The organism is Mesorhizobium sp. M0676 (assembly GCF_040320535.1).
GTDB lineage: Bacteria > Pseudomonadota > Alphaproteobacteria > Rhizobiales > Rhizobiaceae > Mesorhizobium.
Window position 1 is genome coordinate 131,960 of the sequence record NZ_JAMYPU010000002.1, and the last position, 25,031, is coordinate 156,990.

The following is a 25,031-nucleotide window of genomic DNA, read 5'->3' on the forward strand; positions in this document are numbered from 1 at the left end:
TTTTTAACTCCCTGTCTAGAGGCAGTTCTAGCAGGGCGGCGTTGAAAAACGGCCAAAAGAGACGGTAAGCGAAACGCCAAAGAGAAGCGTTAACAAAGTGTTAAGCTTGCACAGGCAACTGCTTCAGCTGCGTGAGGTTTGATTCAGGCGCGCTGCGCGCGCGCGGAATGGCCGAGCGCGACGAACACGGTGCGCACGATGCCGGCCGCGTCGAGCCCGGCATCGGCATACATTTTTTCCGGCTTGGCGTGGTCGGTGAACTCGTCTGGCAGCACCAGCGGCCGAACTTTCAGACCGCTTTCCAGCAAGCCTTCATGGGCGAGGAACTGCAGCACGTGGCTGGCGAAACCGCCGACAGCGCCCTCTTCCACCGTCACCAGCACTTCGTGCGAGCGGGCAAGACGGCGGATCAAATCCTCGTCGAGCGGCTTGGCGAAACGGGCATCCGCAACCGTTGTCGACAATCCGGCCGCGCCGAGTTCCTCGGCCGCCAGCAGGCAATCCTGCAGCCGGGTGCCAAAGGACAGAAGCGCCACCTTGGTGCCTTCCCTGACGATGCGGCCCTTGCCAATTTCGAGCACCGAGCCGCGCTCCGGCATGTCGACGCCGACGCCATTGCCGCGCGGATAGCGGAAGGCGATCGGGCCTTCGTCATAATAGGCGGCGGTGCGCACCATGTGGCGAAGCTCCGCCTCGTCGGCAGCCGCCATCACCACGAAGCCCGGCAGCGTCCCCAGGAAGGTGGTGTCGAAGGCGCCGCAATGAGTGGCGCCGTCGGCGCCGACGAAACCGGCGCGGTCGATCGGGAAACGCACCGGCAGTTTCTGGATCGCCACGTCATGGACGACCTGATCGTAGGCGCGCTGCAGGAAGGTCGAATAGATGGCGGCGAAGGGCTTGTAGCCCTCGCTGGCGAGGCCGGCGGCGAAGGTCACGGCATGTTGCTCGGCAATGCCGACATCGAAGGTCCGGGTCGGAAACGCCTCGCCGAACAAATCGAGGCCAGTGCCGTTCGGCATGGCGGCGGTGACGGCGACGATGCGGTCGTCCAGGCGGGCCTCCTGGACCAGGCTCTCGGCGAACACCTTGGTGTAGGCCGGCGCATTGGCCGGGGCCTTGGTCTGCGCGCCGGTGATGACGTCGAACTTGTTGACGCCGTGATATTTGTCGGCCGCGGCCTCGGCCGGCGCGTAGCCCTTGCCCTTCTGGGTCACGACATGGATCAGCACCGGGCCGTCGGCATGGTCGCGGACGTTCTTCAGCACCGGGATCAGGTGCTCGAGATTGTGGCCGTCGATCGGGCCGATATGGTAGAAGCCAAGCTCCTCGAACAGCGTGCCGCCGGTGACGTAGCCGCGCGCATGCTCGACCGCCCGCTTGATGGCGCGGTCGGCGCGCTTGCCGAGATAGGAGGTCAGCTTCTTGCCGAAATCGCGCAGGCCAAGATAGGTCTTGCCCGACGCGAGCCGCGCCAGATAGGCGCTCATGGCGCCGGTCGGCGGCGCGATAGACATGTCGTTGTCGTTGAGGATGACGATCAGCCGGGCATCAAGCGCGCCGGCATTGTTCATGGCTTCATAGGCCATGCCGGCGGACATCGCGCCGTCGCCGATGACGGCAATGACATTGTTGTGGCCGCCGGAGAGGTCGCGCGCCATGGCCATGCCGAGGCCGGCGGAAATGGAGGTCGAAGAGTGCGCGGCGCCGAACGGGTCGTATTCGCTCTCGGCGCGACGGGTGAAGCCAGACAGGCCGCCTTCTTGCCTGAGCGTTCGGATGCGGTCGCGGCGGCCGGTCAGGATCTTATGTGGATAGGCCTGGTGGCCGACATCCCAGATCACGCGGTCTTCCGGCGTGTTGAAGACATAGTGCAGCGCCACCGTCAGTTCGACGACACCGAGGCCAGCGCCGAGATGCCCGCCCGTATGCGAGACGGCATCGATCAGCTCGGCGCGCAGCTCCGAGGCCAGCTGCGGCAGCTCGCTTTCGTCAAGCTTCTTCAGGTCGGCTGGAATGCGGACCTTGTCGAGAAGCGGCGTATGCAGCGTTGCGTTCACTGTTAAGGGCCTGCTCAGCTATGATGCGCGTCGATCATGGCGAAATATGCCTGCGTCGCCGGAATGTAAATGCGTGTCAGTGACGCGGGTGATGCTGACGTTAATTGTACGGTAACGGAATGAACTCTTCCTCGTCTCCGGGAACGATATCGAAGCGGCCCGTCTTCCATTCCTGCTTGGCCTGTTCGATGCGTTCCTTCGACGACGAGACGAAGTTCCACCAGATGTGGCGCGGGGAGCCGAGCGAAGCGCCGCCGAAGAGCATGAAATGGGCGCCGCGCTCGGACGACACGACGATCTCGTCGCCAGGCCGGAACACCAGCAGCCGTTCGGCCGGAAAACGGTCGCCCGAGATTGAGACATCGCCGTCCAGCGTGTAGATGGCGCGTTCCTCGGCGTCGGCGGGAATTTTGACGCTGGCGCCGGGCGCCAGCCTCAGATCGGCGTAGAGCGTCTCGGTGTCGGCTCTTACCGGCGAGCGCAGTCCCTGGAAATCGCCGATCACCACGCGGCCGGAAACACCTTCGGCGTCGATCTCGGGCAGAAGGAGCGCGGCCGTGTTCTCGAACACCGGCGCCACTTCCTCCTTGCCGTCGGGCAAAGCCAGCCATGTCTGCAGGCCGGAGACCGACATCGGCGCGCCGCGCAGTTCTTCGGGCGTGCGCTCGGAATGGACAATGCCGCGGCCGGCGGTCATCAAATTCACGTCGCCGGGCTGGATGACCATCTCGGTGCCGAGCGAATCGCGGTGCCTGATATTGCCGTCGAACAGATAGGTGACGGTGGAAAGCCCGATATGCGGGTGCGGGCGCACATCCATCGCCTGGCCGGCGCGCAAGATCGCCGGCCCCATGCGGTCGAAGAAGATGAAGGGACCGACCAGCCGCCGCTTTGCCGTCGGCAGAGCGCGACGAACCTGGAAGCCGCCAATGTCCTTGGCGTTTGGAATGACCATGAGCTCGATCTGGTCGCTGGCGAAGGCATCGCCAGGCTCAGGGTCCTTGCCGGGGAAGAAACTCATCTGGATGTCCTCAGGCGAAGCGGAGCGCCGATTTGGCTTTTGCCTTGGCCGCCACCTCTTCACGATTGCGCGGATGATGCATGGTTTCCAGCGAATGCAGCAATTCATGCGCCGATTCGGCGATCGCCTCGACGGCACGGTCGAAGGCTGCCTGGTTGCGCTGCGAGGGGCGCGTCGTTCCGCTCAGTTTGCGCACGAATTGAAGGGCGGCGTCGCGGATCTCGTCATGGGTCGCCGGCGGCTCGAAATTGAACAGGGTCTTGATGTTTCTGCACATGCTTGAACTCCTATCTGCTTTATGCCCGCCCCATTCCACTACTCCGCGTCGAGCGGCTCCGTTCCCACCGGTTTGCCATCACGCGACAGCCTGATCTTCTCGACCTTGTCTTCGGCCGCCTTCAGCAGCCGGTCGCAATGGGCCTTCAGCGCCTCGCCGCGCTCATAGATCTTGATCGATTGGTCGAGCGGCACGTCGCCGCGTTCCAGATCATCGACGATCTTTTCCAGCGCGTCGAGTGCCTGCTCGAAGCTCATCGCCTTCACGTCTTCATTTGCTTCGCCAGCCATACTTTACCCCTTCATCAGCCGCCCGACATGGGCGGCGACCGAAAATGCCAGTCCCTGCAGATCGTAGCCGCCCTCAAGCAGGCTGACGAGCCGGTTGCCGCTGTGGCGCCCGGCGCGTTCCAGCAACTGGCCTGTCGCCCAGTCGAAATCGTCCTCGCTGAGGTTGATCTCGGCCAGCGGGTCGCGATGGTGAGCGTCGAAGCCTGCGGAAATGATGATCAGATCGGGCGCGAAATTGTCGAGCGCCGGCAGGACGCGCGACAGCAAGGCATCGCGAAACATGTCCGAGCCGGTCTGCGGCGCCAGCGGGGCGTTGACGATGTTGCCGGCGCCGGTTTCGCTCTTGGCGCCGGTGCCGGGATAGAGCGGCATCTGGTGCGTCGAACAATAGAGCACCGAGGGATCGTCCCAGAAGATGTCCTGCGTGCCGTTGCCGTGATGGACATCCCAATCGACGATAGCGACGCGCTCGGCGCCGTGTTTCTTTTGCGCATAACGCGCGGCAATCGCCGCGGTGTTGAACAGGCAAAAGCCCATCGCCGTGGTCTTTTCGGCGTGGTGGCCGGGCGGACGCGCGGCGACGAAGGCGTTGGCGACGCTGCCCTCGAAAACATCGTCGACGGCAGCGTTGGCCGCACCGATGGCAGTGACCACCGCCTGCCAGCTTTTCGGGCTGGCGCTGGTGTCGGCGTCGATCGAGGCAATGCCGCTTTCAGGGATCGCGGCGCGGACGCGGGCGACGAAATCCTCGGGGTGGGCGTAGAGGATTGTGGCCTCGTCGCCTTGCGGCGCCGTTACCCGATCGAGTGCGGTGAAGGCCTCGTCGTCGAGCACGCGCTCGATAGCGCGCAAGCGGTCCGGCCGCTCCGGATGACCGGGGGGCGTCAGATGTTCGAGGAAGATCGGATGGGTGTAGAGCCTGGTGACCATGACCCGATATAGGCGCGCCCGGCCGCTTTGACCATGGTTTGACGCCTCACCGCCCCGACGTTCAACAGGGATTACACCCCGGGCGCGGGCTGCGTCCAGCGCGAGCCGCCGAAGGAAGCCACCGCCTTGTCCCTGAGTTCCCTGAACTTGGACGACGCCTCGGCCAGCCGCTGGTCCCATTCGGCGTTCGGCACCTGGCCTTCGATAGTCCTAAAATAGACCTGCATCAGGCAGGCGATGGCGAAGGGTTCGATGAAGGCCGCCTTGAAGGCCCAGGCAAGGAGGATGGCGAGCACGAAGGCCCAGCCGCCGAGCTGCCCCGGTATGAACCACATGATGGCGGCGGCCGGCGCCAGCATCAAAAGGAAGATGACGAAGGACACGGCCCACATGATGACAGCCAGCCAGACCGCGTTCTTGACCATGGTCTTGCCGTTCTGGGCATAGAGCACGACGCCTTGCCGGGCGGTTTCGAAGGGCGACGACGAGTTGATGCGGATGTTGTAGCCGAGGATGATCTCGTCAACATAGGTCAGCGACAGGCGGATCACCGTATTGATGAAAGCGACCGGACCGCCGAGGCCCGGAATGGGCAGGAAGGCGGCGATGCCGCCGATCAGGCCGGTGATGGCGCGGATGGCGCCCTTGACCAGCTGGTCGACCACGAAAAGGATGTTGGCCTCGGCGAAACGCTCCTTCGTCCTTGGCGTAGGCGATCTGGTCCTGCCCACTGGGAACGTCCCGGCCATCGATCAGATGCACCATGACGGCGATATGGCCGGCCTTGACGACGTAGAGGATGTATTCGCGGATCCAGTAGAGCGCGATCGAAACGATGCCGATGCCGACGATGCCGCCCCACAGTGCAAAGGAAAGCGGCCCGTCGGGATCGGTGGAGATATGGCCGACGCCATAGCCGACCGAGGCGCCGCTGCCGGTCGCCACGATATAGGCGAGCGTGATGCCGAAATAGACGATCATGCGAAAGACGATGAATGGCCATGTCCTGATCATGATGGACACCGACCTGCCGATTTCGAAATCCCACATGCGCCCGAATCTCCCCTCAGAGATGGACGGCGAGGATGAACCCGGGCCGGGAATTGTCAATCTCGGCAAATGCCGGGTCTCGGCCGACCAGATTTCAGGCCGGCTGCGAACCCTGTTTTTTGAGAAGCCCTTCAAGCAGTTGCTGGAAGGCTGCCACCACGGTCTTCGACGTCGCTTCGGGGTCGTTCGAATTGGCGATGCGCTGCGCCGCCTGGCTGCTGGCGCCGTTGATCAGCCGGGCGGCGGTTTCGGGGTCGACGCCGGGGACGACCACCCCCTCCTGCTGCAGAGCCGTCAGATGATCGGTCATCGAGCCGACGCAGGCATTGGCGTTCGGCCATTGCGCCGGATCGCCGAGCACAGCCGGACCGTCGCGAAACATGATGCGCTGGATTTCCGGCTCCAGCGCCATCTCGATATAGGTCGTGCATTCGTCGACGAAACGCTGCCAGCGGCTTGGCGCCCGCGACGCAATCTCATGGATGCGGACGGCCATCTCGCCATCGATTTCGGCGATGACGGCCTGCAGCAGGCCCTTCTTGTCGCCGAAATGATGATAGAGCGCACCGCGCGTCAGCCCGGCCGAGGCGGTGAAGTCGTCCATCGACGCGTCGGCATAGCCGATCGTGCCGAAAGCGTGGCGGGCCGCCGTGATCAGCTTGGCGCGCGTTTCGGCAATCATCTCCTTGCGGGGTCTGTGCATGGTTCTGGCCTTATTCACATACGCTTCGTATGCCAATTGACATACGCGGCGTATCGACTACCTATATTCATACGCACCGTATGTAATTGTCGAATTGGCCTTTGTCGAGGAACCAGCCATGCAAAACCCATACTCGGAAATCTTTCGTGCCCCTGGAGCCAAGGGGTTTGCCGCCGCGGGCTTCCTCGCGCGGCTGCCGATCGCCATGGCGCCGATCGGCATCGTGGCCATGCTGTCGCAGACACGTGGCGAATACTGGCTGGCGGGAGCTGTCTCGGCGACGTTCGCGCTGAGCAACGCTTTCGTGGCGCCGCAGATATCACGGCTGGTCGATCGCCTCGGCCAGACGCGGATCGTGATTCCGACCACCATCCTCACCGTGCTCGCCTTCGCGGTGCTGATTGCCGCAGCCAATCAGGACTGGCCGGTGTGGACGCTGTTTGTGTCGGCACTGGCGGCCGCCGCCATGCCCAGCATGCCGGCGATGGTGCGCGCGCGCTGGACCGAGATTTTTCGCGGCCGGCCGCAGATGAACACCGCATTCGCCTTCGAATCGGCGGCGGACGAACTCGTCTACATTGCAGGCGCATCGCTGTCGGTGGGCTTGAGTGCCGCTCTGTTCCCGGAAGCCGGTGTCCTGGTCAGCACGCTATTCCTCGCTCTTGGCTCGGCAGCCTTCATCCTGCAGCGTTCGACTGAACCACAAGTGCGGCCGGTGAATCATGTCTCGAGCGGCTCGGCAATCCGGCTCAGGCCGGTGCAGATCATCACCTTCGCCCTGATCTTCGTCGGCGCCACCTTCGCGACGACGGAAGTGAGCACGGTGGCGATCACCAAGGAACTCGGCCAGCCGGGCGCCGCCAGCCTCGTCATCGGCGTCTATGCGCTGGGATCGTTCGTGCTCGGCCTCGTCGTCGGTGCGCTCAACCTGAAAGCGCCGCTGCAGCGCCAGTTGGCCCTCGCGGTCGCCCTCGTTGCGCTCGGCACATTGCTGCCGCTCACCGCCGACACGGTGCCGCTGCTGGCGGTGAGCGTTTTCATCAGCGGCGTGGCGATCTCGCCAACCTTCATCACTGCCTTCGGCCTGATCGAACGCCACGTGCCGGAAGCGATGCTGACCGAAGGCATCACCTGGGTGATGACAGGCATCGGCATCGGCATGGCGCTCGGTTCGTTTGCCGCCGGTGCGGTGGTGGATGAATTCGGCGCCCGCAACGGGTTCTGGGTCTCGGTGGCGGCCGGCGTCATCGCATTGGTCACGGTGTTGCTGGGCCAGCGCAGCCTGGCCACCCACACATGCGAGCTGGACGGATGCGACGCGGCCGCCGTTCCCGCGGAGTAAGGACGCGGCCTGACGTTCGCTTTGGAGACCACCGCAAACGTTCGGAATTAGGTGAGGCCTCTGGCGTCGTCATCACGGAGCGACGCGAAGCGAAGCGCAGACCCGAGGACCCATTCCATTACCTTGACCGAAGGGTGCAGCGGAGCAGAATTCTGCACCGTTGCAACGCGTCGAAGTCGCGGCATGGGTCCTATGTCTGCGCCGCGTCGCTTCGCTCCTTGCTTCGCCATAGGATGACGACCGCGGAAAGGCTTCGGCCAATCACAAACGCATGTGACCTGCCCGCGCAATCCTTCCGACGCGCCATCCACCTGAGAAACTAGATAATCTCAGTTTTCGCGATGTGAATCCCAAAGCCTTCAAGCCCGACATAGTGGCGCTCGCGCGAGGCGATCAGGTTGATCGAGGAAATGCCGAGGTCCTTCAGGATCTGGGCGCCGAGGCCGATTTCTCGCCACTCGTTCTCACGGCGGCGGGCCTCTTCGTGGTCCTCACGGTCGGCACTCATCGGCCGGTTGCGCTCCTGATGGGCGACGCCGACCGAACCCTCTCGGAGGTAAACGATGACGCCGCGCTTGCGTTCGCCCATCGCCTTCATGATGGCGTCGAGCCGGTGGCCGGTGCCGAACACGTCGGTCACCACATCCTCGGAATGCAGCCGCACCGGCACGTCCTCGCCGTCACGGATGTCGCCGAAAACGACCGCGACATGGTGCATGGAATCCCAGGGCAGCGTGTAGGTGAAGACCTGTGCCTTGCCGCCGAGTGTGTCGATTTCGGAGCAGGCGACGCGTTCGACCAGCGTTTCCTTGCGCTGCCGGTAGGCGATGAGGTCGGCGACCGAGACCTGCTTGAGGCCGTGTTTCTCGGCAAAGCTCGCAACCTGCGGGCCGCGCTTGACGGTGCCGTCGTCATTGACCAGCTCCGAGATCACGCCAACCGGCGGCAGGCCGGCAAGCTTGCAGAGATCGACCGCGGCTTCGGTATGGCCCGAGCGCATCAGCACGCCGCCTTCCCTAGCGATCAGCGGGAAGATGTGGCCGGGCCGGACGAAATCCGAACCGCCGACATTGCCGTTGGCCAGGTTGCGCACGGTCAGCGTGCGGTCCTCGGCCGAAATGCCGGTGGTGGTGCCATGCTTGAAATCGACGCTGACGGTAAAGGCCGTGGTGTGGGCGGAATCATTGTCGGCGACCATCGGCTGCAGATTGAGCCGCTTGGCCTCCTCGCGCGGCATCGGCGTGCAGACGATGCCGGAGGTGTGACGGATGATGAAGGCCATTTTCTCCGGGCTGCAATGCACGGCGGCAACGATCAGGTCGCCCTCGTTCTCACGCCCGTCATCGTCCATGACGACGACGATCTCGCCGCGTTCGAAGGCGCGGATGGCTTCGACGATTTTCTTCTGATCGTATGGCATTGGCTCGCTTCGCTCGCAGGGAATAGGGTTGGGCAGTAGGAGTTAGGGAAGGAAGGACGGGCTGGCCTATTGCCTAATCCCTACTGCCTAATCCCTGGCCTGTCTGTCCCCGGTGCCGCAGATAATGGTCCGCGATGGCGCAGGCAACCATGGCTTCGCCGATCGGCACGGCACGGATGCCGACGCAGGGATCGTGGCGGCCCTTGGTCATGACGTCGACGTCGTTGCCGTCCTTGTCGATGGATTTTCGCGGCGTCAGGATCGACGAGGTCGGCTTGACGGCGAAGCGGGCGACGATCGCCTGGCCGGTCGAGATGCCGCCCAGAATGCCGCCGGCATTGTTGGACAGGAAGACCGGCTTGCCGTCATTGCCGATGCGCATCTCGTCGGCATTCTGTTCGCCGGTGATGCGGGCGGCTTCGAAACCGTTGCCGATCTCGACGCCCTTGACGGCGTTGATCGACATCAGGCCGGACGCGATATCCTGGTCGAGCTTGGCGTAGATCGGCGCGCCAAGTCCGGCGGGCACGCCGTCGGCGACGATCTCGATCACCGCGCCGACCGAGGAGCCGGATTTGCGGATGCCGTCGAGATATTGCGTGAAGACCGGAACCGAGGCCGGATCGGGGGTGAAGAACGGGTTTTCGGCGTCACCGATGAAATTCCAGTTCCAGTTGGCGCGGTCGATGGATTTCTCGCCCATCGAGACCAGTGCGCCGCGCACCACCATTCCGGGCACCACCTTGCGCGCCAAGGCGCCGGCCGCCACGCGAGCGGCGGTCTCGCGGGCCGAAGAACGGCCGCCGCCGCGATGGTCGCGCACGCCGTATTTGACTTCATAGGTGTAGTCGGCGTGGCCGGGACGGTACTGGCGGGCAATGTCGCCATAGTCCTTGGAGCGCTGGTCGACATTCTCGATCAGCATCGAAACCGGCGTGCCGGTGGTGATCATCGTCTCGCCGTCCTCGTCGAGGATGAAGCCGGACAGCACCTTCACCTCGTCCGGCTCGCGGCGCTGCGTCACAAAACGTGACTGGCCGGGACGGCGCTTGTCGAGTTCGGCCTGTATCTCTTGCCGCGTGAAGCGGATGCCGGGCGGGCAGCCATCGACCACGCAGCCGAGCGACGGGCCATGGCTTTCGCCCCAGGTGGTGACGCGGAAGAGATGGCCGAACGTGTTGTGAGACATGAATTTTAGCCCTGCCCGGCAGCGGACCGGATCAAAGGTGCGTTCTATTGGCGTTTTCCACAGCGGTCAAACTGTGATCCGGCGGTTTTAGTTTTGACACATTCGGTTGGTTTCTGCTCTCTTCCATCCGCCCGTTGAAAGCTCGCCGCCATCCGTGCAGGCGCAATGACAAAGAGGACGACGATGCGTACCCTGATTGGCGCTGCTGCCGCCATGTTGCTGATTTCCACCGCCGCCTATGCCGGCCAGACCGAAGGCCTGATCAAGAAGGTCGACAAGGACGCGCTGACGCTGACGCTGGAGGACGGCAAGTCCTTCAAGCTCAACGCCGAGACCGATCTCGATTCGCTGAAGCCGGGCATGGATATCGTCATTGCCTATGACGTGACGAATGGCGAGAACGTCGTCACCGACATGGAACTGCCCGACACCGAGTAACACCGACGCCGAACAGGGTCTTGCCGCTCGGCGGAGCCCTGCCCGGATAAACAGGACGGTCGTCCTGTTTTTATCTGCTCGAACCTAAAGCCAATCCAGACGCCCGTCCTGCAGCCTGAGCACCCGGTCCTGCCGCACTTCCAGGTTTGCCGCTTCATGTTCGGAAACACCTTCGACCATCCGAAACAGAGTCCGCACGACGCCACCATGCGTGACGCAGACCGTCTGGCGGTCGAGCGCCTCGAACCACGGCTTCACCCGTTCGAGCAGCATCTGGTAGCTTTCGGCGCCCTCGCCCGGCGGCTGGAAATTCCATTTGTTGCGTCGTCGCGCCTTCGCCGAGCCCGGCATTCGCGCATCGAGTTCGGCATAGGTAAAGCCCTGCCAGTCGCCAAAGTGCACCTCGACCAGACGCGGGTCGGTGCGGTAGGCATCGGGATCGAGTTGCATAGCCAAGCGTAGCCGCTGCATCGTCTCGCGCGTCCGCTTCATCGGGCTGGCGACAAAGTCGAAATCCTCAGGGTTCTGGATCAGTTCGGCCAGCCGCCGTCCATTGCGGGTCGCCTGCTCGCGGCCGAGCGCGTTGAGATCGGTGTCGGCCTGGCCCTGCAGCCGCGACTCGGCATTCCACTGCGTCTGGCCATGGCGCACGATGTAGACGAGCGGAACCATCGGGTCTTCCGGAAATCAGGACAGGCAGGCGGAAACCGCGGCAGAACTATTCCTTGACGGTCGAAATATCCGGCGCGTCGACCGCCTTCATGCCGACGACGTGATAGCCGGAATCGACATGGTGCACCTCGCCGGTGACGCCACGCGACAGGTCCGACAGGAAATACACGGCGGAATCGCCGACTTCTTCCTGGGTGACGGTCTGCTTCAGCGGCGAATTGTATTCGTTCCACTTGAGGATGTAGCGGAAGTCGCCGATGCCCGAAGCAGCCAAGGTCTTGATCGGCCCGGCCGAGATGGCGTTGACGCGGATCTTCTTGCCGCCGAGGTCGACGGCGAGATAGCGCACGCTGGCTTCCAGCGCGGCCTTGGCGACACCCATGACGTTGTAATGCGGCATGACCTTTTCAGCGCCATAATAGGTCAGCGTCAGCAGCGAGCCGCCATCGGTCATCAGCGCTTCGGCGCGCTTGGCGATGGTGGTGAAGGAATAGACCGAAATGTCCATGGTGCGCAGGAAATTGTCGCGCGTCGTCTCGACATAGCGTCCGGTCAGCTCGTCCTTGTCGGAAAAAGCGATGGCATGGACGAGGAAGTCGAGCTTGCCGCCCCAATGCTTGGCGACATTGGCAAACACCTCGTCGAGGCTCGCCGGATCGGTGACATCGCAATGACCGGCGACAAAGGCGCCCAATTCCGTAGCCAGCGGCTCGACGCGCTTCTTGAACGCCTCGCCCTGATAGGTCAGCGCGATCTCGGCGCCATGGTCGACGCAGGCCTTGGCGATGCCGTAGGCAATCGATCTGTTGTTGGCGACGCCCAGTATAAGGCCGCGCTTGCCGGCCATAAGGCCCTGTCCACCCGCCATGTCAGCGCTCTCCGAAAGATTTTCTGCTTTGGAGTGCCTATCGCACAGGCAGAAAGGCGCATCAAGCGCAGACGGGGCGCGCGTTCAATTCAGACACTCGGCGTGACAACGAATGGGGGATAATAACGTTGTTGTGAGATTTGAACGCCTCATTGCGGCCAGCGCGCCTTGATGGCCCAGGCCCGGCCGACCAGCCGAATCGGCTGGTCGGCAACGCATCGGCCCTATCCAGCCATTTTGCGCCAGGGAATGAGCATTCCCACCTGCTTGCGGTAGAGGCGGTACTGGTCACCGAACATCGCGACGAGATCGCGTTCCTCGAGGAAGATGCCGAGCAGGATGTAGCCGGTGCTGCCCGCCGCGAACAGAAGATGGCCCCATGTCATGGACGGCGTCGCCCAGAAGGCCAGGAGGAAGCCGACATAGAGCGGGTGCCGGACCCATTTGTAGAACAGTGGCGTCCTGAACACGGGCGGCGCCGGTTCGCTCTTGCGCAAAGCGGCGAGAACCTGGCGCAGGCCGAACAGTTCGAAATGGTTGATCAGAAAGGTGCTGGTCAACAATACCGCCCAGCCGAGCCAGAACACGCCATGCATGACGGCGACCCAGACCGGGTTCTCGACCGTCCAGACGAGACCGGGAATCGGCCGCCATTGCCAGTAGAGCAGCAGCAGGATGAGGCTGGCCAAAAGCACATAGGTGCTGCGTTCGGCCGCGTGCGGGACAATCCGTGTCCACCAGCGCTTGAAAACCGGCCGCGCCATGATGCTGTGCTGGGCGGCGAAAAGGCCGAGCAGCAGCGCATTGCCGATGACGGCTTCGACCGGACTTCCAGCGACTCCGGAATCGATCGATTTCGGCACGACCATGTTGCCGACGAAACCGACCGCATAGAGAAACGAACCGAGAAAAATCAGGTATGCGGCAACGCCGTAGATAAGGGTGATTACGCGCGCCATGACTGCCCCTCCATGCAAGCATCAGGATTCGGTCGGTCGACCGAATTCAGCGTCAAAAACCATAAATTTTCTGACGAGTCAACTTGATCGGTCGCTCGACCGAGATAGAGTGGAGGGACGTCCAGCCCCGGACAGGAGAAGCTATGATCCGCCCAGATTGCACCGCTAACAGCGGCAGCCACGCCGCATGACGGACGCTGCCGAAGCCGTTGCCCCGCCGCAGAACAAGCAAAAGCGCGACACGCGCGCCGAACTGATTTCGGCTGCCGAGTTATGCCTCCATCGAGGCGGTTATGCCGATCTGTCGACGCGCCGCGTTGCCGAGATCGCCGGCGTTCCGCTCAGCCAGATCCATTACCATTTCGGCTCCAAGGAACGGCTGTTCCTGGCCCTGCTGGACCATCTGAACGAGGGCCTGCTGAAACGCCAGGCGGAGACTTTTGCGGCACCTATGCCGCTGTGGCAACGCTGGGAGCGCGCTTGCGATTTCCTCGACGATGATCTGGCGTCCGGCTATGTCCGGATCCTGCACGAGATGATCGCGGCAAGCCTGTCGAGCCCCGAAATCGCCAAGGCGGTGCGCCGCGACCTGCGCGGCTGGTTCGAACTGCTGGACGGACTGGCGCAAGAGGCGGAGCGGCGGTTTGGCGGCCTCGGGCCATTCTCCGCCGCCGAAGTGACCAGCCTGGTCAGCGCCGCCTTCCTCGGCAGCGAGACGATGATCCTGCTTGAGATCGAGAGCCCGCATGTCCCGGTGCGGCAGGCGTTGCGCCGCTTCGGCGAAACCATCCGGCGGATGGAGGAAGCAGCGCCCGGCAGCTAGCCAGCGAAGTCGAGCCGCGTCAGCCTTTGCGGCTGCGCATCAGCGCTTCGAGTTCGCTGTCGCCGCCTTCCGGCAGCATGATGCGGACATGGGCGTAGAGATCGCCATGGCCGCCGGCCTTTTCCGGCAAGCCCCTGCCCTTCAGGCGCAGCACCTTATCGGAACTCGACCAGGCCGGAATGTTGACCGCCAGCCTGCCGGTCGGCGTGTCGACCGGCACCTTGGCGCCCAGCACCGCGTCGGCCAACGCTACCTCCAGATCGGCATGCAGGTCACGGCCCTCGATGCGGTAGCGCGGGTGCCTGCGGATACGGATCTTGACCAGCGCATCGCCCGGCTGTCCCGGCCCCTGCTCGCCCTGGCCCTTCAGCCGGATGGTCTGGCCATCCTCGACATAGACCGGCAGCTTGACCGCGATCTTGCGGCCGTCGGGGAACATCGCCGTCACCTTTTCGGCGGTCGCTATCTCCTCGATGGTGACGTCGAGCGTGACGTTCAGATCGGCGGCGGTCGCCTGCTGGCGGCGGTCGCCTGTTCCGGCGCCGCGCGCGCCGGAAAAGGCGTCGCCGAAGATCTGGCTGAAAATGTCGCTGTTGCCGTCGAACGGATCGCCGCCCGGACGCCCCGATCGGAATTCGAAGCGCGAGCCGCCGGCGCCCTGCTGGCGGCGGAAGCCACCGAACGGATCGCCGCCGCCGGCTGCACCCTCGAAGCCCTGGAATTTCGGCTTGCCGTCGGCGTCGATCTCGCCGCGGTCGAAGGCCGCACGGTTCTTCTCGTCGCCGACGACCTCATAGGCCTGATTGGCGGCGGCAAAACGGTCCTTGGCCTTGGGATCATTCGGATTCTGGTCCGGATGATACTTCTTGGCGAGCTTGCGGTAGGCCGATTTTATGTCCTTGGCCGATGCGTTCTTGGCAACGCCCAGCACCTCATAGGGGTCGCGCATGCGTCCTGCCCTGGAAAATGAGTTAAATCCACGTTGGCCCTTATATGCGCTCCCATAGGAAGAAATTCCAGTGGCGCACAGGCTTATCGAGGGTTGAAATTGCAGCGCCCGCAAACCTCGAAAAATCAGAGCGGTTTGAAGTCCTGCATGTGCCAGCCGCCGGCCGCGGCGATGCACAATTGCCCCTTGAACAAAGCGACGCCGTCGAAGCTTTCGCGCGAGGCGGTAAAGCTGCGGCAGGCCTGGCCGTTGTCCTGCACTTCGGCGAGTTCGGTGATGGAGCCCCGCGAGCCGGTGTCGGCATTCGCCCAGGGCACGGCCTGGCCGCGAAGCTCCTCGATGTCGGCCGAAGACACCGCATTGCCGATCGTGGTCTGGTCGGAAGCGCTGTCGGCGTCCGTCGATGTCACCCTCGCCGGCGCGCTTGAGGTGACGATGGAACGATCGACCTCGGCCTTTTCGAGGCTGAAGCCGCCGGCGCCGCAGGCGGCAAGCGGCAGGGCGATAATCACGATCACGGCTTTCGAACTGGCCGAAGCGATAACGCTCCATTGCCCGCTGTCAAAAGCTTGCGCGATACGCGACAATCGGCAACCTCCTGAAGCTCGAGACGATTTGAGAAAAACTATGAGTGACACTGAGTTAACAAGTAGTGACTTTACCGAAGCCGCCGAGCCGTTCCGGCTCTTTGCCGAGTGGCTGGAGGACGCCAAGAAAAGCGAAATCAACGATGCCAACGGCGTAGCACTTGCAACCGTGGATGCCGACGGCATGCCGGATGTGCGTATGGTGCTGCTCAAGGGGTTCGATGAACGCGGCTTTGTCTTCTACACGAATTTCGAGAGCGCCAAGGGCCGCGAGATTCTTGGCAGCATGAAGGCGGCGATGTGCTTCCACTGGAAATCGCTGCGCCGCCAGGTGCGCATACGCGGACCGGTGGAAATCGTCAGCGACGCTGAAGCCGACGCCTATTACGCGACGCGGCCGCGCGGCAGCCGGATCGGCGCATGGGCCTCGAAACAGTCGCGGCCGCTGGAAAGCCGCTTTGCCCTGGAGAAGGCGGTGGCCGAATATACGGCGCGCTACCCTATCGGCGAAATCCCGCGGCCAAAGCACTGGTCGGGCTTCCGCATCGTGCCGCAGGCGATCGAGTTTTGGCACGACCGGCCATTCCGGCTGCACGATCGGCTGGTCTTTTCGCGCAACGCCGAAGGCGGCTGGGACAAGACACGGCTTTATCCCTGAGGATCGCCGGGGCCGCCGGAGATCAGTCCTTCTCCATCTGGAACAGCAGGAAATGCGGCCGTTCGCTGGCAACGCCGACCGCTGGTCGTATAGTCCTGGTGACGTCCTTCGGCACCAGGAATGTCTCGCGCAGCTTGATCGTGTCCCCGGCCTTGGCGCCCGAAAACATCGCGGAAATGCAGGTCTGAACATTGTCCGGCGCGTTCAGCCTTACCGCCGATGTCGGCGACCAGCGCCTTCCCTCGGCATCGATCAGCATCACCTTGCAGCCAAGCCAGAGGTTCTGCAGGTCGGGATCGCCGATGGTCACTGCGAAATCCGCGAGCACCGGTACGGAATCGGGCGGCAGGTTCTTCATTCCGAAGGCGCCGCGCAGATCAGTCAGCTTCCACTCGCTGCCGCCGAAATGCGCGCTCTGGCCCCAGGCCACGCGGCGCTCGAACAGATCGTTGTCGCCGAGCAGCGCCTTGACGCTGTCATAGGCCTGCACCGCCAGGGTCAGGGGAACGAGCACAAGCAGCACCCAAAGGCTGCGGCGGCGCCATTTTTTCTCCGTCAGCCCTCTATCCTCAATCAGCGCCGTCATTGCGGTTGCCCATCGATCGGCTGCGTCAGATCGAGCGTGCCGACGGTGCCGGCAGGCATGCCGTCGGAACCGGCTGCGACCGGTCCGATCGAAATCTCGGCCTGCGAATCGAGCGCCGCCATCAGCTTGCTCGAGATCAGCACCGTCGCGTTGCCGGCCTCCTCCGGCCTCACCTCGAAGACCAGCCTGGCCTTCCGCGGCAGGCCTGGGTCGACAGTAACCGGGAGAAACCCGTTGATGAAGGACAGCCGCTCGGTGTGGTCGTAGGTCAAGCCCGTTGGTCCGCGCCATGAGGCGACCGCGACGATCGTCGACGCAGCCCTGGCCGCGAACTCGACCGTCACCACCGCCCACACGCCGCCGGTGGTCAGCACCTTGGTCTCGCCGAACCGGTCGGCCTTGAGCTTGCGCGCAAACTCCAGCTTTTTCGCGCGCACCTCGAAGCTGCGGCCAACGATTGTCTCTCCCACATTGCCCCTTACCGGGATAGGGCCGATCAGGTCGGCATAGTGCGGCTTCGAAACCTGCAAGCCGTAGCAGAGCGCTACGGCGGCGAGCAGCAGGACGAGATTGGCCAGTCTGCGCATCATGGCTGGCCTCCAGCATCGGGTGCGACAGGGATGGTCAGCGTGCCGACCGGGCTCGGATTGAACCAGCCGGGCAGGCCAAAGAGATTGTCGCGCTGTTTGTAGATTTTCCGGATGACTGTCAGATCGAGGCTGGCCGGAGCGGCAGCACTTTCCGGCAGTTCCCAGATATACACCATGCGCTCCGGCATATCAGGGTGCAGTTCCGGCGACAGCGTCTCGTCGCGCGTCAGCACGATGTACGGTTTTGTCGCCGGGTCGACAGCCGGCTGGCTTGCCCGGAGGAGTTCGAAATAATCCTTCGTCGACTGGGCCGTGCGGTTGGTCATGTCGACCTCGAAGACCAGCGCTTTGGTCCCGGGCTTGCGCAACGTGCCATAGACATATTTCTCGGCGCTGACATAGGCCTTCACCGGCCGCAGCAGCCATTGCCCGGTTTCGATCGGGCCGGCTGGGGCCAGCGCCGGCACTTGCGCGTGCCTTGCTCCGAAAGCGCCCAGCACACCGGCAACGGCAATCGCGGCCGCCGTGCCGATGCCTGCGGCGATCCATGCTCTCAGCCGCGAGCGGGCGGTTTCAAGCATTCTGCGCCTCGCCTTCCGGACCGGCCGGACCAGCCGGCTGCGCAGCCTCGCTGGCCCGGCGCTTGGGCAGCGCAAATGCCGCTTCGAGGATCGCCGCGAGGAAGCAGATGCGCAACGGCTCGACCAGAATACCGGTCGATGAGTCCTGGAAGGCACTGCCGAACAGCAGCGACACGCCCTCGGACAGCACCTGCCAGATGTCGAGATCGTGCGGGCCGGCGATGCGCGTCGCGCCGAGCCACGCCCAGGCGGCCAGCCAGTCGATGAGACGATAGCCGACGATCAGGGTGAGCACGAGGACAAGGCCCGAACTCAAGGTGATGCACACGCCATTGGCGATCGGCAGATAGCGCGAGCGATAGCCCGAGATGAAGTGTTCGACGAAGTCGCGCATGAATTTCGGGATGCTTCGATAGCGGGCGCCGAGGCGCTCGACCCGGTCGTGCACGCGCAGCAGTTCCTTGTCGTCGCGTACATCATAGCCATAGATCAACGCCGTCATGACCAGCCAGATCACCGGCAGGAGCATGAAGAAGAACAGCGCGATGAGCTTCGTCGTCGTGTCGACGGAAGTGACTTCCACCGGAACCATCGGCTCGGCAAAGGCGGTGGAAACAGGATTGGCCACGCCGTCGGCTGCAGCTTGCAGGACGGAAAAAATGTTGCGGCTCATGATCCAGCCGATGATGTCGTCCTTCCAGCGCGAGATGACGTACAGACCGACGAAGATCCAGTTGGTCTCGCAGATCACGACCACGATTTGCCAGAAGGAATTTGCGCCGCCGCGCTTCTGCATCGCCTGGGCAAAACGCCTGACCAGCCAGGAGATGACAACGGAAAATATGAGCCAGCGCGAATCCAGCACATCGAGCACATTACCCGAGCCTTCGCCGAACGGCGCCATGTCGAGGGTGACGCGCGAATATTGCCGCACCGTGTCGCCGAGAAAACCCCAGGCGGCGTAGTAGGCGAAGAAGGGCAGGAGCGCGACAGTGACCATGTGCGTCAGCCTTGCGGCGCTGCTGCTCGGTTCTTCGCCAGATGTTTTCTCGGAGGCTTTGTCCCGCGCGCCCTGTTGCGCCGCGCGGATGGCCGGCAGGCCGGGAAGCAGGGTCTGGAACATGGCGACGGTGACGATGAGCTGCGTCAAGGCGACGAGCGTCAGCAGCGCCAAGCCCGCCATATGGTTGAGGAAGGCGGCGCGCGCGGCGATCTGCATGAACAGGTCGCCGCCCAAAATGCCCAACAGCACCATGGCGATCAGCTGCGGCCAGAAGCGCCACCAGAGCCTGAACGTCAGGCCGAGCGGCCTTGCAAAATCGGCAAGCATGTCCCGGCGTTCAACCCGTCAACGGGCGCCGGCTTCGATGCTGTGCGCATCGATGACAAATTCTCGGGTCATGTCCTCTCCACCTGGCCGCCAGGATCGAGCGAGAAATAGTGCAGGCCGAAGCGCTTTGACAACCCTTGAGCGGTTTTCCCCTGACGCCTACCGCCACCGCCAAGATCGGATACAGCTTGGCGTGAGCCTATGCCTTCTTACGCGTCATGAAGGCGGTCAACGCGGCGCGCGCTTCGTCGGACTTCAGCCGGTCGGAGAAATGCTCGCTCTCCACCTTGATGCGGGCGACAAGCTCGTCGCGCGGGGCGCGCATCAGGTCACGCGCAATCTTCAGCGCCTGCGGCGGCTTGGCGGCGATCGCGCCGGCCGCGGCGAGTACCGCGGCTTCTAGCCCGCCCTCCTCGACCACCTCATAGATCAGGCCGGCGGCCTTGGCGCGTTCGGCGGACAAACCTTCGCCGAGTCCAAGCAGCGCAAAGGCGCCCTGCCTGCCGAGGATGAGCGGGGCCAGCAGGCTGGAGCCCGCCTCCGGCACCAGGCCGAGATCGACGAAGGGCGTGCGGAACACCGTGCGCGGCGTGGCGAAAGTCAGGTCGCAATGCAAATTGAGCGTGGTGCCGATGCCGACCGCAATGCCGTCGACGCCGGAGACCATCGGCTTCTCCGTTTTGGCCAGCGCCATCAGGAAGTCCCAGACCTCGTTGCCGCCCTCACCGCCGGTGGCGATGACCAGGAAATCGGCGAGATCGTTGCCGGAGGAGAAGGCGCCAGGCACACCGAGGAAGACATGGACGCGAACCGCCGGGTCGGCATCGCCATCGGCCAGCGCCTTGGACATTGTCGCGTACATGGCGCGCGTCAGTGCGTTCTTCTTGTCGGGACGGTTCATGCGGATGATCTGGATGGCGCCCTGGCGCTCGACGAGAATATGGTCTGTCACGGTCATTCTTCCCTGGTGAGCGCTCTGGTATTCAGGCCGTTATCAGCGCCTTGCCGGCGGTAGCGAGGCTCTCGGCGCCATCGATGACGCGTTCCTTCAAGGCGCTGACTTCGCCGAGCAGGTTTTCGGCGAAAAAGCGGCAAAGGGCGATGCGGCTCTGCTGGGCAAGTCCGCCACGCGCCAGATAAGCGCCGCCGGCAGCAAGCGAGATCAGCCTGAGATAGGGGGTCGCACCGGCTTGCGCTTCGTCCAGACGGCCGTCGGCCAGCAGCTTCTGCAGGAAGCGCGTCGCCTCGGTGAGATCGTCGAACGCCTGGTCAAGCGCTTCGGCGGTGCGGCCGAAGCCCTGCAGGTTCGAGGTTCGCACCTCGTCGGCGATGGCCTTCAGTTCGGCGATATAGCCATGCACATGCTCGCCGCCGCCAAGCGGCAATTTGCGGGCTACAAGGTCGATCGCCTGGATGCCGTTGGTGCCTTCATAGATCGGCGCAATGCGGGCGTCGCGATAGAGCGCGGCCGCGCCCGTCTCCTCGATGAAGCCCATGCCGCCGTGGACCTGGACACCCAGCGACGCAACGTCGACGCCGATATCGGTGGAAAAGGCCTTGGCCAGCGGCGTCAGCAGATTGGCGCGATCGCGCCAATGCGCGGCCTCCTCGCCTGTCGACACACGCGCGAAGTCGATGGCATAGGCGCAGGAATACGAGATGGCGCGGGCGATCTGGGTCAAAGCCTTCATGGTCAAGAGATTGCGCTGCACGTCGGGGTGATGGACGATCGGCGCCATCCCGGCGCCTGAAAAGTCCGATGCCTTGCCCTGGCGGCGCTCATTGGCATAGGCGATCGCCTTCTGCGTCGCGGCTTCGGCCACTGCCACGCCCTGCATGCCGACGCAAAGCCTCGCGTTGTTCATCATGGTGAACATGCAGGCGAGCCCCTTGTTCTCCTCGCCGATCAGCCAACCGATGGCGCCGGGCGCAGCACCCTGGAACCCGTCGCCATAGATCATGGTGCAAGTCGGCGAGGCATGGATGCCGAGCTTGTGCTCGAGGCCCGAACAGAAGACGTCGTTGCGGGCGCCGAGCGACCCGTCTTCGTCGACCAGGAATTTCGGCACCAAAAACAACGAAATGCCGCGCGTGCCGGCCGGCGCATCGGGCAGCCGCGCCAGCACCAGATGGACGATGTTGTCGGTGAAATCGTGCTCGCCATAGGTGATGAAGATCTTCTGGCCGAAGATGCGGTAGGTGCCGTCGCCGGCAGGCTCGGCGCGGGTGCGCAGAGCGGCGAGATCGGAACCGGCCTGCGGCTCGGTCAGGTTCATCGTCCCCATCCATTCGCCGGAAACGAGCTTCGCCAGATACCTTGCTTTGAGCGCCTGGGAAGCATGCTTGTCGAGCGCCTCGACCGCGCCCATGGTCAGCGTCGGGCCGATGCCGAAGGCCATGGCGGCGGAGTTCCACATTTCGAGCGCGGCAACGCCGAGCATGGTCGGCAGGCCCTGGCCACCGAATTCTTCCGGTCCCGACAGCGCGTTCCAGCCGCCGTCGATCCAGCTGCGGTAAAGCGCCTTCCAACCGGGCGGCATGGTCACGGCTGCATCCTTCAGCACCGCACCGTGCTGGTCGCCGATCTTGTAGAGCGGCGCCACCTCCTCGCTGGCGAAGCGGCCGGCCTCGGCCAGGATGGCGTCGACAAGGTCTTCGCCGAGGTCCCCGAACGCGCCGCTGTCGAGTGCCGGCTTGAGCCCGGCGACATGCTTGAGCGTGAACGAAATGTCGTCGACCGGGGCCTTGTACATGCCGCTTCTCCTCCGCTGCTCCGATCGCTCGATCCTAGGACCCGGGCCGATGCAAAACCATCCGCCTCTGGGCGGCCTCCGACCTTCTTTTTACGTAAACGTCAAACTTTGTCACGCGGATTTTCATCGAACTTCGTCGTCCACAGGTGGAGCGGGAGCGTAGCGGATGCCGAGTACCATGTCGCGACCTCGCGCCAGGGGCGCAACGGTGCAGAATTCCGCGCCGTGGCAACGCTTCGAAGTCGCGGAATGCATACTATGGTCCGCGCCGCGTCGCTTCGCTCCTTGCTTCGCCATAGAATGACGAAATCGCGAGAGCGACAGGACTCCTGCCCGAAAGCACTTCCTTAACCATACCGGTCCACCATCGGTGTTTGGTCAGCGGGGATCCCCTGTTTGAAAACGCCGGCGCATCTTCTTCGCCGCTCAGCGATCGCTCTCGCGGCGATGATGGCGCTGACGTCAGCGGCTACAGCCTCGGACTTTTCCGAGCCTTGGCGGGATGGCGACCGCGCGCTGGTGGTCGACGCCTATGAATACAATTCCATCGACTGGGCGCAGCTTGCCACCGACAAGCGCATTGTCGGCTTCATCAACAAGGCCTCCGACGGGCTGCCGCCGCCCTATTTCTGCTACGGCGACGAGCCTACGGTCAAACTCTGCAAGACATTGTGGAAACGCTTTGCGGTGACGCGCGAGCTGTTTCAGACGCGCAAGGTGGTGGCCAAGGCGCTCGGCCTGAAATGGGGCGCCTATCATCTTGCCCGCCCCGGCAATCCGCTCGAGCAGGCCAACAGTTTCATCGATTGCGCCGAGCCAGCCCCTGACGATCTGCTCGCCCTCGATCTCGAAGGCAACGACCCCTCGCAATGGATGTCGCTCGAGGATGCCGAGGAATTCGTGCGCCAGGTGCACCGGCGGCTCGGCCGTTTCCCGATCCTCTACACCAACGGCAAGACCGCCCAGTACATCGCCGACAACCGCTACCAATACCGTCTGCTGTCGCGGCTGCCGCTCTGGTATGCGCGCTACAAGCCCGACATCGACGTGCATTTTCCGATGGGCAACTGGCAGGGCTATGCGCTGTGGCAGTTCTCGGCGCAGGCCAATTGCGGGCGCCTGCGCTGCCCCTACCGCGTCGCCGGCACGCCCAACGACATCGACGTCAACGTCGCGCCGATGGACGCGGCGGCACTGCGCCAGCAATGGCCCTTCGGCGGCCTGATCGACGTGCCGCCCGACTACCTCGCCTCGATACCGGTGCCGGTGTCGCGCGCGGCCGGGCTCGCCGGCAAAGTCACCATCACATACGCCGATGTGGCGACGCCACCGACGGTCGAGGAAATGGTGGCGGTGCTCGGCGCGCGCTGGCAGACATTCCGCGCCGCCTTCCGCATGCCGGTGGTCAAGACGGTGCCGCGCCGCGCGCGCTTCGGTATTGCCGAGTATGTCGCCTGGAAGCGGACCACGTATCGTTCGGAGGCTCTGCTCGAGGCCGCCTTCTCGCAGGCCGCCGACCCGGTCAGCACCGCTTCGACGGAACTGGTTCGCGAGCGCTGAGGCTTATGTGGCGGCGCTGGCCTTTTCCCGCGCCACCGCCTGCCAGCCTATGTCGCGGCGGCAGAAGCCTTGCGGCCAGTCGATACGGTCGAGCGCGGCGTAAGCGCGGCTTTGCGCTTCGCCCACCGTCTTGCCTGATGCCGTGACGTTGAGCACGCGGCCGCCATTGGCGACCAGCGCGCCGCCATTGATGGCAGTGCCGGCATGGAAAATCTCAACGCCTTCGCCAGCGGCTTCGTCGAGAGCCCGAATGACCGAGCCTTTTTCCGGCGTCCCGGGATAGCCCTGTGCCGCCATCACCACGGTCAGCGCGGCATCGTCGCGCCAGCGGATCGAACTGTGCGCCAACTGGCCGTCGACGGCGGCGTTGAGCAGCACCAGCAGATCGTCCTTCAGCCGCATCATCAGCACCTGACACTCGGGATCGCCGAAGCGGGTATTGTATTCGATCAGCTTCGGCCCCTTGTCGGTGATCATCAGCCCGGCAAACAGAATACCGGCGAACGGCGCGCCAAGCTCGGCCATGCCGCGCATGGTCGGCTCGACGATCTCGCGCATGGTGCGCTCGACAATTTCGGGGCTCATCACCGGCGCCGGCGAATAGGCGCCCATGCCGCCGGTGTTGGGGCCGGTATCGCCATCGCCGACGCGCTTGTGGTCCTGCGCGGTGCCAAAGGGAAGTGCGGTCGTGCCGTCGCACAGGCAGAAGAAACTCGCCTCCTCGCCGGTCATGAATTCCTCGACCACGACCTCAGCGCCGGCGTCACCGAATGCGCCGTCGAAACAAGCATCGAGGGCGGCGCGCGCCTCGTCCAGCGTCATGGCGATGGTGACGCCCTTGCCGGCAGCGAGCCCATCGGCCTTGATGACGATCGGCGCTCCCATCTTTTCGACGTAGGCCTTTGCCGCGGTCAGATCGGTGAAGCGGCCATAGGCAGCGGTCGGGATATCGTATTTGGCGCAGAGGTCCTTGGTAAAACCTTTCGAGCCTTCGAGCCTTGCGGCGCGCTTCGACGGTCCGAAGACGCGGATGCCTTCGCCGCGCAGGTCATCGGCAATGCCGGCGACCAGCGGGCCTTCCGGCCCGACGACGACGAGGTCGATCGCGTTGTCCTTGCAGAAGCTGGCAACAGCGGCATGGTCGGCGATGTCGAGCTTGACCAGTTCGGCCTCGTGGGCGATGCCCGGATTGCCGGGCGCGGCATAGAGCCTGGTCAAAAGCGGCGAGGCCGCGATCTTCCAGGCCAGGGCATGTTCGCGGCCGCCGGAGCCGATCAACAAAACGCGCATGCCGATGTCCCTTGTCATTTCACGACAGGGACTGCGCTATTGCCCCGGGCGGCGCGGGTCAAGAGTTTTACCTTGCGCCATACCGGTTGCGCACGGGAACGTCGCGCC

General features: G+C 63.9%; 25 protein-coding genes and 1 pseudogene. 5 read left to right on the forward strand and 21 right to left on the reverse strand.

From position 1 onward, the window contains the following. Nucleotides 1-143: 143 nt before the first annotated feature. The 7 genes and pseudogenes from dxs to NKI35_RS02710 form a co-directional block, all read right to left on the reverse strand. Complete coding sequence (dxs, locus tag NKI35_RS02680; protein ID WP_352738408.1) at nucleotides 144-2,057, reverse strand: 1-deoxy-D-xylulose-5-phosphate synthase; 1,914 nt, start codon at nucleotides 2,055-2,057, stop codon at nucleotides 144-146. A 100-nt stretch (nucleotides 2,058-2,157) separates the two neighbouring features. Then, a complete protein-coding gene (locus NKI35_RS02685; protein ID WP_352738410.1) occupies nucleotides 2,158-3,078 on the reverse strand; it encodes a pirin family protein in 921 nt (306 codons plus the stop codon). Nucleotides 3,079-3,088: 10 nt separating this feature from the next. Beyond that, entirely contained in the window at nucleotides 3,089-3,355 is a 267-nt protein-coding gene (locus NKI35_RS02690; RefSeq protein ID WP_352738412.1) for a DUF2277 domain-containing protein, read from the reverse strand. Nucleotides 3,356-3,393: 38 nt separating this feature from the next. Next, on the reverse strand, nucleotides 3,394-3,645 hold the full coding sequence (locus NKI35_RS02695) for an exodeoxyribonuclease VII small subunit (RefSeq protein ID WP_023668433.1): 252 nt from the start codon (nucleotides 3,643-3,645) through the stop codon (nucleotides 3,394-3,396). A 3-nt stretch (nucleotides 3,646-3,648) separates the two neighbouring features. Beyond that, nucleotides 3,649-4,575 (reverse strand): histone deacetylase family protein, encoded by a 927-nt coding sequence (locus NKI35_RS02700; RefSeq protein WP_352738414.1) that lies wholly within the window; start codon nucleotides 4,573-4,575, stop codon nucleotides 3,649-3,651. A gap of 71 nt (nucleotides 4,576-4,646) precedes the next feature. Then, nucleotides 4,647-5,625: pseudogene (locus tag NKI35_RS02705) on the reverse strand (hypothetical protein). A gap of 94 nt (nucleotides 5,626-5,719) precedes the next feature. After that, nucleotides 5,720-6,328: a TetR/AcrR family transcriptional regulator gene (locus NKI35_RS02710; RefSeq protein ID WP_023708733.1), complete on the reverse strand. Its 609-nt coding sequence runs from the start codon at nucleotides 6,326-6,328 to the stop codon at nucleotides 5,720-5,722. Between the two features lie 118 nt (nucleotides 6,329-6,446). On the opposite strand from NKI35_RS02710, the gene NKI35_RS02715 reads away from it, so the two are divergent. Beyond that, nucleotides 6,447-7,670 (forward strand): MFS transporter, encoded by a 1,224-nt coding sequence (locus NKI35_RS02715; RefSeq protein ID WP_352738416.1) that lies wholly within the window; start codon nucleotides 6,447-6,449, stop codon nucleotides 7,668-7,670. 319 nt (nucleotides 7,671-7,989) lie between these two features. Here NKI35_RS02715 and ribB read toward each other — a convergent pair whose 3' ends face one another. After that, nucleotides 7,990-9,090, reverse strand: coding sequence for a 3,4-dihydroxy-2-butanone-4-phosphate synthase (gene ribB / locus NKI35_RS02720; RefSeq protein WP_352738418.1), 1,101 nt, complete (start codon nucleotides 9,088-9,090; stop codon nucleotides 7,990-7,992). A gap of 73 nt (nucleotides 9,091-9,163) precedes the next feature. Beyond that, entirely contained in the window at nucleotides 9,164-10,279 is a 1,116-nt protein-coding gene (gene aroC, locus NKI35_RS02725; protein ID WP_352738421.1) for a chorismate synthase, read from the reverse strand. Between the two features lie 183 nt (nucleotides 10,280-10,462). Here aroC and NKI35_RS02730 point away from each other — a divergent pair, with 183 nt between their 5' ends. After that, nucleotides 10,463-10,717, forward strand: coding sequence for a DUF1344 domain-containing protein (locus tag NKI35_RS02730; protein WP_023685405.1), 255 nt, complete (start codon nucleotides 10,463-10,465; stop codon nucleotides 10,715-10,717). Nucleotides 10,718-10,801: 84 nt separating this feature from the next. Here the strand turns inward: NKI35_RS02730 and NKI35_RS02735 are convergent, their stop codons facing one another. From NKI35_RS02735 to mddA, 3 genes are all read right to left on the reverse strand, one after another. Further along, the gene (locus NKI35_RS02735; protein WP_023685404.1) at nucleotides 10,802-11,389 is read right to left on the reverse strand and encodes a histidine phosphatase family protein; all 588 of its coding nucleotides are present in this window, start codon (nucleotides 11,387-11,389) and stop codon (nucleotides 10,802-10,804) included. A 46-nt stretch (nucleotides 11,390-11,435) separates the two neighbouring features. Then, the gene (fabI, locus tag NKI35_RS02740; RefSeq protein ID WP_027050057.1) at nucleotides 11,436-12,257 is read right to left on the reverse strand and encodes an enoyl-ACP reductase FabI; all 822 of its coding nucleotides are present in this window, start codon (nucleotides 12,255-12,257) and stop codon (nucleotides 11,436-11,438) included. A 224-nt stretch (nucleotides 12,258-12,481) separates the two neighbouring features. Then, complete coding sequence (gene mddA, locus NKI35_RS02745; RefSeq protein WP_352738424.1) at nucleotides 12,482-13,216, reverse strand: methanethiol S-methyltransferase; 735 nt, start codon at nucleotides 13,214-13,216, stop codon at nucleotides 12,482-12,484. A gap of 187 nt (nucleotides 13,217-13,403) precedes the next feature. Between mddA and NKI35_RS02750 the strand changes: the two genes are divergently transcribed. Then, the gene (locus tag NKI35_RS02750) at nucleotides 13,404-14,039 is read left to right on the forward strand and encodes a TetR/AcrR family transcriptional regulator (protein ID WP_352562632.1); all 636 of its coding nucleotides are present in this window, start codon (nucleotides 13,404-13,406) and stop codon (nucleotides 14,037-14,039) included. Between the two features lie 19 nt (nucleotides 14,040-14,058). Here the strand turns inward: NKI35_RS02750 and NKI35_RS02755 are convergent, their stop codons facing one another. After that, a complete protein-coding gene (locus NKI35_RS02755; protein WP_023692090.1) occupies nucleotides 14,059-14,988 on the reverse strand; it encodes a DnaJ C-terminal domain-containing protein in 930 nt (309 codons plus the stop codon). Between the two features lie 125 nt (nucleotides 14,989-15,113). Further along, nucleotides 15,114-15,575 (reverse strand): RT0821/Lpp0805 family surface protein, encoded by a 462-nt coding sequence (locus NKI35_RS02760; RefSeq protein ID WP_023687129.1) that lies wholly within the window; start codon nucleotides 15,573-15,575, stop codon nucleotides 15,114-15,116. Nucleotides 15,576-15,603: 28 nt separating this feature from the next. On the opposite strand from NKI35_RS02760, the gene pdxH reads away from it, so the two are divergent. Next, nucleotides 15,604-16,233 carry a pyridoxamine 5'-phosphate oxidase gene (gene pdxH, locus NKI35_RS02765; RefSeq protein WP_352738426.1) on the forward strand — a complete coding sequence of 210 codons (630 nt, stop codon included), beginning with the start codon at nucleotides 15,604-15,606 and terminating at the stop codon, nucleotides 16,231-16,233. 22 nt (nucleotides 16,234-16,255) lie between these two features. Here the strand turns inward: pdxH and NKI35_RS02770 are convergent, their stop codons facing one another. The 6 genes from NKI35_RS02770 to NKI35_RS02795 all read right to left on the reverse strand — a co-directional run bounded on the left by NKI35_RS02770 (nucleotide 16,256) and on the right by NKI35_RS02795 (nucleotide 22,073). Then, nucleotides 16,256-16,819, reverse strand: coding sequence for a hypothetical protein (locus tag NKI35_RS02770; RefSeq protein ID WP_352738428.1), 564 nt, complete (start codon nucleotides 16,817-16,819; stop codon nucleotides 16,256-16,258). Then, nucleotides 16,816-17,409: a hypothetical protein gene (locus tag NKI35_RS02775; RefSeq protein WP_352512911.1), complete on the reverse strand. Its 594-nt coding sequence runs from the start codon at nucleotides 17,407-17,409 to the stop codon at nucleotides 16,816-16,818. The genes NKI35_RS02770 and NKI35_RS02775 overlap by 4 nt, the downstream gene beginning before the upstream one ends. Beyond that, nucleotides 17,406-17,990, reverse strand: coding sequence for a hypothetical protein (locus tag NKI35_RS02780; RefSeq protein WP_023740696.1), 585 nt, complete (start codon nucleotides 17,988-17,990; stop codon nucleotides 17,406-17,408). The genes NKI35_RS02775 and NKI35_RS02780 overlap by 4 nt, the downstream gene beginning before the upstream one ends. Then, entirely contained in the window at nucleotides 17,983-19,320 is a 1,338-nt protein-coding gene (locus NKI35_RS02785) for a hypothetical protein (protein WP_352738431.1), read from the reverse strand. The genes NKI35_RS02780 and NKI35_RS02785 overlap by 8 nt, the downstream gene beginning before the upstream one ends. Nucleotides 19,321-19,519: 199 nt before the next feature. Continuing rightward, entirely contained in the window at nucleotides 19,520-20,272 is a 753-nt protein-coding gene (locus NKI35_RS02790) for a crotonase/enoyl-CoA hydratase family protein (RefSeq protein ID WP_352626066.1), read from the reverse strand. 31 nt (nucleotides 20,273-20,303) lie between these two features. Next, nucleotides 20,304-22,073, reverse strand: a complete 1,770-nt coding sequence (locus tag NKI35_RS02795; RefSeq protein ID WP_352738434.1) for an acyl-CoA dehydrogenase family protein — start codon at nucleotides 22,071-22,073, stop codon at nucleotides 20,304-20,306. A gap of 447 nt (nucleotides 22,074-22,520) precedes the next feature. On the opposite strand from NKI35_RS02795, the gene NKI35_RS02800 reads away from it, so the two are divergent. Further along, nucleotides 22,521-23,633, forward strand: coding sequence for a glycoside hydrolase family 25 protein (locus tag NKI35_RS02800; protein WP_032894811.1), 1,113 nt, complete (start codon nucleotides 22,521-22,523; stop codon nucleotides 23,631-23,633). Between the two features lie 3 nt (nucleotides 23,634-23,636). On the opposite strand, the gene purD is transcribed toward NKI35_RS02800, so the two are convergent. After that, nucleotides 23,637-24,923 carry a phosphoribosylamine--glycine ligase gene (gene purD / locus NKI35_RS02805; RefSeq protein ID WP_023727498.1) on the reverse strand — a complete coding sequence of 429 codons (1,287 nt, stop codon included), beginning with the start codon at nucleotides 24,921-24,923 and terminating at the stop codon, nucleotides 23,637-23,639. Nucleotides 24,924-25,031: the final 108 nt, after the last annotated feature.

Coding starts and splice junctions, on each gene's coding strand:
- NKI35_RS02685 (WP_352738410.1), bottom strand. CDS start 3,078: ATGAGTTTCTTCCCCGGCAAGGACCCTGAGCCTGGCGATGCCTTCGCC.
- NKI35_RS02690 (WP_352738412.1), bottom strand. CDS start 3,355: ATGTGCAGAAACATCAAGACCCTGTTCAATTTCGAGCCGCCGGCGACC.
- NKI35_RS02695 (WP_023668433.1), bottom strand. CDS start 3,645: ATGGCTGGCGAAGCAAATGAAGACGTGAAGGCGATGAGCTTCGAGCAG.
- NKI35_RS02700 (WP_352738414.1), bottom strand. CDS start 4,575: ATGGTCACCAGGCTCTACACCCATCCGATCTTCCTCGAACATCTGACG.
- NKI35_RS02710 (WP_023708733.1), bottom strand. CDS start 6,328: ATGCACAGACCCCGCAAGGAGATGATTGCCGAAACGCGCGCCAAGCTG.
- NKI35_RS02715 (WP_352738416.1), top strand. CDS start 6,447: ATGCAAAACCCATACTCGGAAATCTTTCGTGCCCCTGGAGCCAAGGGG.
- ribB (WP_352738418.1), bottom strand. CDS start 9,090: ATGCCATACGATCAGAAGAAAATCGTCGAAGCCATCCGCGCCTTCGAA.
- aroC (WP_352738421.1), bottom strand. CDS start 10,279: ATGTCTCACAACACGTTCGGCCATCTCTTCCGCGTCACCACCTGGGGC.
- NKI35_RS02730 (WP_023685405.1), top strand. CDS start 10,463: ATGCGTACCCTGATTGGCGCTGCTGCCGCCATGTTGCTGATTTCCACC.
- NKI35_RS02735 (WP_023685404.1), bottom strand. CDS start 11,389: ATGGTTCCGCTCGTCTACATCGTGCGCCATGGCCAGACGCAGTGGAAT.
- fabI (WP_027050057.1), bottom strand. CDS start 12,257: ATGGCGGGTGGACAGGGCCTTATGGCCGGCAAGCGCGGCCTTATACTG.
- mddA (WP_352738424.1), bottom strand. CDS start 13,216: ATGGCGCGCGTAATCACCCTTATCTACGGCGTTGCCGCATACCTGATT.
- NKI35_RS02750 (WP_352562632.1), top strand. CDS start 13,404: ATGACGGACGCTGCCGAAGCCGTTGCCCCGCCGCAGAACAAGCAAAAG.
- NKI35_RS02755 (WP_023692090.1), bottom strand. CDS start 14,988: ATGCGCGACCCCTATGAGGTGCTGGGCGTTGCCAAGAACGCATCGGCC.
- NKI35_RS02770 (WP_352738428.1), bottom strand. CDS start 16,819: ATGACGGCGCTGATTGAGGATAGAGGGCTGACGGAGAAAAAATGGCGC.
- NKI35_RS02775 (WP_352512911.1), bottom strand. CDS start 17,409: ATGATGCGCAGACTGGCCAATCTCGTCCTGCTGCTCGCCGCCGTAGCG.
- NKI35_RS02780 (WP_023740696.1), bottom strand. CDS start 17,990: ATGCTTGAAACCGCCCGCTCGCGGCTGAGAGCATGGATCGCCGCAGGC.
- NKI35_RS02785 (WP_352738431.1), bottom strand. CDS start 19,320: ATGCTTGCCGATTTTGCAAGGCCGCTCGGCCTGACGTTCAGGCTCTGG.
- NKI35_RS02795 (WP_352738434.1), bottom strand. CDS start 22,073: ATGTACAAGGCCCCGGTCGACGACATTTCGTTCACGCTCAAGCATGTC.
- NKI35_RS02800 (WP_032894811.1), top strand. CDS start 22,521: ATGATGGCGCTGACGTCAGCGGCTACAGCCTCGGACTTTTCCGAGCCT.
- purD (WP_023727498.1), bottom strand. CDS start 24,923: ATGCGCGTTTTGTTGATCGGCTCCGGCGGCCGCGAACATGCCCTGGCC.